General features: G+C 40.6%; 8 protein-coding genes. 4 read left to right on the top strand and 4 right to left on the bottom strand.

The features are described from left to right. On the top strand, positions 1–1,774 hold a 1,774-nt coding region (locus tag VNZ46_RS16580; protein ID WP_325561175.1), incomplete at its 5' end, for a RagB/SusD family nutrient uptake outer membrane protein. A 16-nt stretch (positions 1,775–1,790) separates the two neighbouring features. Then, positions 1,791–3,896, top strand: coding sequence for a glycoside hydrolase family 97 protein (locus tag VNZ46_RS16575; protein WP_325561174.1), 2,106 nt, complete (start codon positions 1,791–1,793; stop codon positions 3,894–3,896). A gap of 31 nt (positions 3,897–3,927) precedes the next feature. Here the strand turns inward: VNZ46_RS16575 and VNZ46_RS16570 are convergent, their stop codons facing one another. The 4 genes from VNZ46_RS16570 to VNZ46_RS16555 form a co-directional block, all read right to left on the bottom strand. Next, positions 3,928–4,773 (bottom strand): CvfB family protein, encoded by an 846-nt coding sequence (locus tag VNZ46_RS16570; protein ID WP_325561173.1) that lies wholly within the window; start codon positions 4,771–4,773, stop codon positions 3,928–3,930. A gap of 65 nt (positions 4,774–4,838) precedes the next feature. Beyond that, entirely contained in the window at positions 4,839–5,291 is a 453-nt protein-coding gene (locus tag VNZ46_RS16565) for an RES family NAD+ phosphorylase (protein ID WP_325561172.1), read from the bottom strand. Between the two features lies 1 nt (position 5,292). After that, positions 5,293–5,760: a type II toxin-antitoxin system Xre/ParS family antitoxin gene (gene parS / locus VNZ46_RS16560; RefSeq protein WP_325561171.1), complete on the bottom strand. Its 468-nt coding sequence runs from the start codon at positions 5,758–5,760 to the stop codon at positions 5,293–5,295. Between the two features lie 78 nt (positions 5,761–5,838). Then, on the bottom strand, positions 5,839–6,198 hold the full coding sequence (locus tag VNZ46_RS16555; RefSeq protein WP_325561170.1) for a YtxH domain-containing protein: 360 nt from the start codon (positions 6,196–6,198) through the stop codon (positions 5,839–5,841). An 86-nt stretch (positions 6,199–6,284) separates the two neighbouring features. On the opposite strand from VNZ46_RS16555, the gene VNZ46_RS16550 reads away from it, so the two are divergent. Next, positions 6,285–7,439, top strand: a complete 1,155-nt coding sequence (locus VNZ46_RS16550) for an MFS transporter (RefSeq protein WP_325561169.1) — start codon at positions 6,285–6,287, stop codon at positions 7,437–7,439. 152 nt (positions 7,440–7,591) lie between these two features. Next, the coding region (locus VNZ46_RS16545) for an AsmA family protein (RefSeq protein WP_325561168.1) at positions 7,592–9,062 on the top strand (1,471 nt) is incomplete at its 3' end.

The raw sequence follows: 9,062 nt of genomic DNA, 5'->3' as shown, positions 1-9,062 counted from the left end.
GCTGTTGCTTTTTGCAACCGGATGTAAAAAAGCACCTTCTTTGGTAGGGCCAACTGATCTTTATTCGACCAGTACCTATCCAAAAACCTTCAATGATCTGCAAAGTATCCTGTCTCCCTCTTATTCTAATCTAAGAAGTCTGGCATTATATGGCTTTAATTTAATGCCGAAGGCAATGGCCAACGCTGTTCATACTTCTAACGGAAACTATGGAGATGCAACCTGGGTAGAGTGGATGAACAACAACCTGAGTGTAACTAATCAGTTCTCTTCCCAGGCCTGGAGTGCCTTATATACTGGAGTTAAGAATTGTAATGTAACATTGGAGGCTGCTGATTTTTATGAAAAGAATTATGCTTCTGCTTCGGAGAAGCAAGCTGTCGACTATATACGTGGTCAGGCATTGTTTCTCCGGGCTTTCTATTATTTCCAGCTGGAATGTTTTTATGGGGAGAGTTATATTAAACAGGGTGGTGTAAATGCCGCCAAAATGGGTATTCCATTGTATGAGACTTTTCCTAAGACTGTAGAAAGTACACAGCAACCAAGGGCAACTACACGGGCAGTATGGGATTTTATTGAGAGCGATCTCAAAAAATCTGCTGAACTACTTAAAGGTAAAGTCTGGACGGGTGTAGACATCGGGCGGATTTCGGAATGGGCAGCAAAAGGCTTATTGGGTAAGGCTTATGTTTTTACCGAAGATTGGAACAATGCCAAAACAGTATTGCTTGACGTCATCCAGAACAGCGGTAAATCTTTAATGCCTTATGAAAAATACAAGGATGCCTTTATAGGGATAACAGCCAATGAATTTAATGAGGAATCGCTGTTTGAACTGAATGTAGATCAGGACAGCAAGAATAATTACGGACCTTATGGCCCAAATCCTAATGCCACGACGTTGAACGGGATGATCTGGTCTCCAAATGTGCTTGGTGCTGATGGTACAGAAACGGCCGCACATGGATTGGGCTATACCGGGAACGGCGATATTCACGATATGAACATTAAGCGTTTTGGTTATCCTCTTGGCTATTATACCTTAGTGAACAATCCAAAATACAACAACTCAAAACCCGCAAGTTATACGAATCCGGCCAAAGTGATGGACCCGGCCTATAAACTTCAGGCGCAGAATGTAAGGGACCAAAAGCTTGCCGATCCACGTTTATATGTGAATACTGTACAGCCCTGGCTAGATTCACTTAAGTTTGACGGGACGAATTGGGCACCTGTATCTAAACCACCATATCTGGCCGGACAGGTAAATTCTTATGGCTGGGGTTATCGTAAATATGCTGCTCTTTTCTATAAAATAGAAACCGTACAGGCAGACGCGTGGAACTGGTATTTCCTTCGCCTGGCTGATGTCTATTTATTGTATGCGGAGGCAGCAAAAGGAGGGGGAGATGCCGCTACTGCATTGGAATATATTAATAAAGTGCACCGAAGGGCTTATGATTACCCCGTAAACAATACCTCTCCGGTAGACTATCAAAGTCTGACAGCAAATACTAAGGCCATTAATGATCCTGTTTTGGGAAAAAATCCATTGTATTATGAGCGCTGGGCAGAACTGTTTAATGAAGGACAATGGTGGTTTGACGTGTGCCGGTGGCGCATAGGACCTTCGGAGGCAGCTTATTTTGGATCCACGATAACCGCTCCGAGTTTGCAGTTTAATGAGGCAAAGTCTTATTCCTGGCCAATACCACTGGATGAGTTTAATTCCAATTCCCAAATTAAAGGTCAGCAAAATCCCGGGTATTAACGATAAAAGAATGAAGATGAATAAACTATTTGCTTGTGTATTATGGATTGTGGCTGCATGTAATGTAATGGCTCAGGAAAAAAGTGCTGACGCAAGCATGAATAAGGTCAGGCTCCAGTTTACGCTGGATGAAACCGGGCGGCCAGGTTATGCCTTATATTTTGATGGCCAGACAGTGATCAGGCGATCAGAACTTGGGTTTGAACTGGTTGGTAACAGTGCTTTAGATAAGCATTTTGAAATTGCTGGGATCGAAAAAAAGAGTGTCGATGAGCATTGGAAACCAGTTTGGGGAGAAGTGAGTCATATTAGAAATCAATATGAACAGTTGGTTGTCCATATGAAGGAAACAGCCGAACCTTTCAGACTATTGGATATTGAGTTCAGGGTATTCAATGATGGACTGGGTTTTAGGTATATATTTCCCCAGCAACCCAATCTAAAATATTTTGTGGTATCAAAGGAACTCACGGCGTTTAATTTGACTGGTGACCACAAAGCTTTCTGGATCCCCGGAGATTATGATACCAATGAATACTCCTATACAACATCTCCTTTAAGCAAGATAGATGCCTGGGAAGTAGAAAAAAAAGCCACAGATATCGCCGTTAGGGTCGTTCCTGACCAGTATGCTGTTCAAACACCGCTTATGCTGAAAACAGCGGGAGGAATATACATGAATATCCATGAAGCAGCGCTGATCAATTATCCGGCCATGCAGTTGCATATAGACAGGGACAGTTTTAAACTATCGGCCAATCTGGTTCCCGATGCCCTGGGAAATAAAGCCTATTTACATGCGCCTTTTCATACCCCCTGGAGAACTGTAATTGTGAGCAAGCGGGCAGAGGATATATTGGCTTCAAAAATGATACTGAACCTGAATGAGCCCTCGCGGATCAAAGAAACAGACTGGATCAAACCAATGAAGTTTGCTGGTGTTTGGTGGGAAATGCAATCTGGAAAAAGCACCTGGAGTTATGCAGACAATCTGGATAGTCTGGACCCTAAAGGCCAACTTATTCCGAGTGGGAAACATGGTGCCAATACCGCAAATGTTAAACGTTACATAGATTTTGCAGCAAAGAACGGAATAGGTGGGGTATTGGTTGAGGGATGGAATACGGGATGGGAAGATTGGTTTGGCAACTGGAAGGAAAATGTGTTTGATTTTGTAACCCCATACCCGGACTTTGATGTACAAGGGATTTCCGACTATGCAAAGTCTAAGGGGGTAAAAATGATTATGCATAATGAAACCTCTGGTTCTGCAACGACCTATGAGCGTTATGCGGATACTGCTTTTCGCTTTATGAACAAGTACGGTTATCCGGCAGTAAAAACAGGCTATGTTGGAAAGATCATCCCGCGGGGTGAACATCATGATGGACAGTGGATGGTTAATCATTATGAACGAATTGCTCAAAAAGCGGCGGATTACAAGGTCATGCTGGATTCTCATGAACCCAATCGTCCTACTGGTCTGCACCGAACGTATCCGAACTGGATGGCTTATGAGTCGGGCAGGGGAAATGAATACAATGCCTTTAGTGATGGCAACCATCCGGATCATGAAACCATTTTGCCTTTTACCAGATTGATGGGAGGGCCAATGGATTATACACCTGGTATTTTTAAACTTCGTGGTTATGCAAGTTATGCACCCTCAAGGCAGGTTCATACTACGCTGGCCAAGCAGCTGGCTTTGTACGTGACCATTTATAGTCCGCTACAGATGGTAGCAGATTTACCGGAAAATTATGAGGCACATCCCGATGCGTTCCAGTTTATTAAAGAAGTAGCTGTTGACTGGGATGACACCAAAGTGGTGGAGGCAGAACCTGGAGCTTATATCACCATAGCCCGTAAAGCAAAGGGAACTGAAAACTGGTTTATTGGCGCAATTACGAATGAGAACGCCAGGACAGCTGTAATTCCATTGGACTTTCTTCAGCAAGGCAAAAAGTACAAAATGAATATTTACCGCGATGCAGATGATGCAGATTGGAAATCCAATCCGGAAGCTTATTTTATTGAACATGTTCATGCAGATGCAAAAACCATTCTTCGGTTAAAATTAGCACCGGGTGGTGGTGCAGCAATAAGTATAGTGGCTCAGTAGATAGAAAAAATAGAGCAGGGGAAACTCTGCTCTATTCTGCTTCTTGGTCTACTACTATTTTGATTTCATGGTCTGAAACGGTGATCAGTCTGTCTTTGTAAAGACCACCAATCACTTTTTTGAATGCATTTTTGCTTAGTTTAAAGCGGTCGTAGATGTCATCGGGCGAACTCTTATCGCCTAAATGTATAATACCTCCACAAGCTTTCAGCTCTTCCAATATGATGTCTTTGTTGTCCAGGATATGGCCATATCCCATAGGTTGCAGGCTAAGGTCTATTTTGCCGTCAACCCTTATTTTTTTAACCCAGCCTTTTCTGACTTCTCCAGGATTTAGTTCATCAAACAACTCATTGGTGTATAATAAACCAATATATTTATTGTCTATAATTGCATTGAAGCCCAGATCAGAGCGGTCAACAATTAATAAGCTCACTTCATCGCCTTCTTCCAGGTCAATGTCTTCTTCCTCCACAAAATTGGTGAGGCGGGAGGAGGCAACCATACGGTCATTATTGTCGTCAAGAAATACATACACCACATGTTTGTCGCCCTTAAACATAGGTCTTTTTTGTTCCTTTTGAGGTACATACACATCTTTGTCAATGCCAAGATCCATGAAAACGCCGTCTTCTCCTTCATCTACAACGGTTAAATAAGCGAAATCGCCCACACAGGCCAGAGGTCTTTTTGTTGTAGCCAGTAAACGGCCGTCTTTGTGTACATACACAAACACAGAGATATTTTCGCCAGTTTCAGTATTTGGGGGAACTTGATTATAAGGCAGTAAAACCTCTTTATCTCCGTCGGTTAAAATTAATCCGTTTTCGGTTTTATTGATGATCCTTAAATCGTTGTATTGTCCAATTGATATCATTTTGTTTGTTGTTAAGCCATCTTCTTCAATGGCTGGGTATAATATAAGTGTGCAAAGGTAATAAACTAAAGGCCCTTTATACGCTTATCAAAAACAAAAGATTTGGAATCGAGTAGTTTGATAAGTTTAAAATCGGTGTGCAGAGGGTTTAGCAGATAATTATATTCTCCATCAATTATAGAGGAACAGACCTTTAAAACCGGAGAACGACCCTTTTTTATCCAGTCTTCACCTAGTGCCTGGGTTAGGGGCATATGCTCAAAATCTGTCCAGTTGGCTGGCAAAGTATTATAATTAAGATCCAGAATAAGGAGGTCATCTGGAATTTCGATAGTCATTACCCTGAAATTTGAATTTAACCCGAGCTGATTTCTGTGTACAACATTTTCTAAACAGGCAAGGGAAATAGAACCGGATGTATAAATCACGTCTGTTTCATTCGGGTTCCACCTTGCAGCTCGTCCTGAGGCGATAAGGGCGGTAGCATATTTAGCCAATGTAATCCGATAAACAAGCATATTAGGCTAAGTCACCAAACTCAATTCTGATCAGTTCTTCTTCAATCAGGCTTATTCCGGTAATGGTATCCATCAGGTCGAAAGGAACCTGATTGCCAAGCCCGTAAGAAGGCATATTGAGCCACTGATGAAAAGCCTGTCCGGAACCAAAGACCTCCATGCCCTTATCAAACAAGGCAAAAGATTTTAATAATTTTTCACTTAAAGCCGCATCCAGCTTTAAATCATTGGTGGCGTAATTCTGGATGGTTTTAACTGTAGTTTTGAAAGTTTCCTGGAATTCTTCTTTTGAAAAACCAGATATAGAAATAAAATCAAGGGCTGCCTTTGCTGACAAGCCTTTTTTTGAACTGGTCAGCAGGCTGATTTGGTTCAGATAATAGGGCTGATAGGTCCCCATAACTTCATGAACACTATTTATAGCATTTTCAGTGTCGTTTTTAAAAGATTTTGTTGTTTTCTTTGCCATAGCTGCTCCATTTCCTTTAACTGGAATAAAGGTACGGAAAAATTTCCTGTTTTATGGGAAATTTTTCCGTTAGAGGATTTAACTATCTTGTACAACATCGTTTAGGTCGTCTGATGCCCTTTTAACTTCCGATTTAGCTTTATCTGCTACATCTTCTGCTTTCTTCTTTACTTTGCCAACGATTTCGTCTTTTGCATCTTCAGCTTCATCGAGTTCATGGCTAAATCTTCCTTTTATACTATGTAACTTGTCTTTTACGGTTTCGGCTAAATCACCCGCTTTATCAGAAATCTTTCCTCTGGTATTTTCGCCGCTTTCAGGGGCGAATAATATCCCTACCACTGCTCCAACAGCAAGCCCGGCAAGTAGAGCCACAATTGGCATTGATGAATCTGTTTTACGTGAGGCGCAGTCTGATAATAGTTTATTGAATTTCATAGTTCATTGTTTTTGTATAAAACACACTAAGGCTGATAGTGTTTTAAGAAAATTAAAAATTACCTTTGCACCACCCATTCTTATTGATGATTACAAAAAATAAACACCGGATCTTTTTAAGTCTTTTTTTCTTTATTTCAGGTTTTACCTTTGCTACCTGGGCTTCCAGGATTCCTACCATTAAAAGTACCTTTAACTTTAACGAAGCGGAACTTGGCTCGGCTTTGCTTGCCTTACCCATAGGTTCTCTGATAGGACTGCCTATTTCGGGATGGCTGGTTTCCCGGTTCAACAGCAGGGTGCCATTGGCATTTGGATATGGTTTAAATACAATAGCACTCGCCTTAATTGGTTTTGCACCTAATACGCTAAGTTTGATAGCAGCCATGGTGATGTTTGCCTTTACGACCAGAATCTTCAATATCTCAGTAAATACACAAGCGATTGCGCTTCAGAAACAATTTGACCGAAAAATAATTGGATCTTTTCATGGATTCTGGAGTACCGGTGGCATTGCAGGAATAGCATTTTCTACTTTTTTACTTGCATTGAATGTAAGTTTGCAACTTCATTTTATGATTGTGGGTGCGATGGCTTTAGCAGTAACCTGTTATTCCTATCGCTTTTTATTACAAAATGACAGGGCTAAGAGTGGAAATAAACTGGTTATCAGTAAGCCCGACCCTTATATATTATATCTGGGATTAGTGGTTTTCTTTGCTGCTATTTGTGAGGGTGGCATGTTTGACTGGAGCGGCATCTATTTTCAAGAGGTGATTAAAGTGAAGATCTTTACTTATGGTTACCTGATCTTTATGACTTTTATGGCCATGTCGAGATTTGCATCAGATTTGATTATTGTACGTATTGGCATGCCTGCAACTTATATAATGAGTGCTGTATGTATTGTATGTGGGATTTCAATGGCTATTATTTTTCCTCATTTCTGGACAGCAATGGCTGGTTTTTCACTAGTAGGATTCGGCACTGCAGCTGTTGTTCCAATGTCTTATGCACTTGCAGGCGCTTCCAGAAAATACTCTCCGGGGATGGCAATTTCTATCATCACAACTTATACCATTACAGGAATGTTACTGGGCCCGCCAATGATTGGATATCTTGCCCATGCCTTCAATTTAAGAGTGTCCTTTATTATTTTCGGTCTTTGCGGTTTAATGCTTGCTCCAATTTCTCAGTTGTTTTTTAAATACAAGAATTCACTGGATAAATCAGAATCATAGGTTTAAATTATTATCTTCAGTTTGTTATCTTTAAAAGAGGTGTTTTTGTTTATAATTCATAGTATGAATTATAAACAAAAATGAAGCAATAGTGCATTTTGGTCGCAGAATTGCTAGCTTGAAGCTATTATTTAACGTTTGATCCGTACCCTATGCCGCGCTGGACAAAAATCTTACTCAAAACATTAGGCTTAATTGTCGCTTTAATTGTCGTGATCTTCACTGCCCTGGGATTTTATGTGAATTCTCACAAGAAAGAACTACTGTCATCCATCACCAAAAAATTGAACGAAAATTTAAATGGAAGCTTGACAGTGGGTGATATGGACCCTACTTTTTTTAGCGGTTTTCCAGGAATTTCGCTTACCCTAAAAAATGTTATAATGAAGGATCAGCAGTGGAATAATCATAAGCATACGCTGCTGGATGCAAAAAGATTCAATGTAACCGTCAATGTGATGGCCTTATTGAAAGGTACCATAGAGATAAAAAAGGTAAGTATCAATGATGCTGCGGTTTACCTTTATACAGACAGTACGGGTTACAGCAATACGTCTATATTTAAAAAGAAGAAAAAAGAAGAACCTAAAAAAGACAATAATGAGTCTTCGGCGGAGATTAGAAAATTTGCACTTAACAGGGTAAGTTTTATTCTTGACAATCAAAAAGGTAACAAATTGTTTCAATTTGATGTTAATGAACTGGATGGAAATATGGAATACCCTGATTCTGGCTGGAATGCCAGCCTTCGGTTGAAGACCTTGGTGAAAAGCCTTGCATTTAATACCCAAAAGGGTTCTTTTATTAAAGACCGTCTTTTGGAAGGACCTTTTGCCATTCATTACGATAAGAAACACGAGCAGATCGTTGTTGCGCCAAACAGGTTGAAAATTGGAGACGAGGATTTTATTATCGGTGCCAAATTTGATGTAGGCGAAGGGCCTGCTAATTTTACCATCAATATAGAAGCCCCTGCCATTCTATGGAAGAATGCCTCTGCACTGCTTACACCCAATATCAGTAAGAAACTAAATATGTTCAATCTGGGATCTCCGATACATGTAACTTGCGATCTTATTGGTGACATGGGAGCCGGAGGAGATCCCAATATCCTTGTAAAGGCACGTGTTAGAAAGAATAAACTAACCATCCCTGGCGGGGAAATCCAGAACTGTAATTTTGACGGTGTTTACACCAATAACCATGTTCGCGACCGCGGGTTTAACGATGCAAATTCATCTGTTATCCTGTACCGTCTTGCGGGCGACTATGCTGAAATGCCTTTCAGTATCGATACCGCCGCAATTGTTAATTTTGAAAGACCTGTAGCAAAAGGTGTGTTCAAATCCAACTTTGATATGATAAAGATGAACAATGTGATCGCAGACAACTTACTGAAATTCAAAAAGGGCACTGCTCATGTTACTTTAGCTTTTAAAGCAGATGTAGTTAATTTTCAGCTCACTAAACCCTATGTTCAGGGGCTTGTGGATATAAAAAACGCAGATGTAGATTATGTGCCAAGAAAAATCAACTTTAAGAATACGGCCATTTCTCTAAATTTCACAGAAAAGGATCTCTTTATCCGCAATATCCGCCTTCAGAGTGGTAAGAGTATTGTAA

The sequence above is a fragment of the Pedobacter sp. genome, assembly GCF_035566355.1.
GTDB lineage: Bacteria > Bacteroidota > Bacteroidia > Sphingobacteriales > Sphingobacteriaceae > Pedobacter.
Note: the sequence above shows the minus strand (reverse complement) of the source record. Positions and strands in the feature narration are given on the sequence as shown.

What these genes read in the sequence shown, in the direction of transcription:
- VNZ46_RS16575 (WP_325561174.1), top strand. Translation starts at nt 1,791, where the DNA reads ATGAATAAACTATTTGCTTGTGTATTATGGATTGTGGCTGCATGTAAT.
- VNZ46_RS16570 (WP_325561173.1), bottom strand. Translation starts at nt 4,773, where the DNA reads ATGATATCAATTGGACAATACAACGATTTAAGGATCATCAATAAAACC.
- VNZ46_RS16565 (WP_325561172.1), bottom strand. Translation starts at nt 5,291, where the DNA reads ATGCTTGTTTATCGGATTACATTGGCTAAATATGCTACCGCCCTTATC.
- parS (WP_325561171.1), bottom strand. Translation starts at nt 5,760, where the DNA reads ATGGCAAAGAAAACAACAAAATCTTTTAAAAACGACACTGAAAATGCT.
- VNZ46_RS16555 (WP_325561170.1), bottom strand. Translation starts at nt 6,198, where the DNA reads ATGAAATTCAATAAACTATTATCAGACTGCGCCTCACGTAAAACAGAT.
- VNZ46_RS16550 (WP_325561169.1), top strand. Translation starts at nt 6,285, where the DNA reads ATGATTACAAAAAATAAACACCGGATCTTTTTAAGTCTTTTTTTCTTT.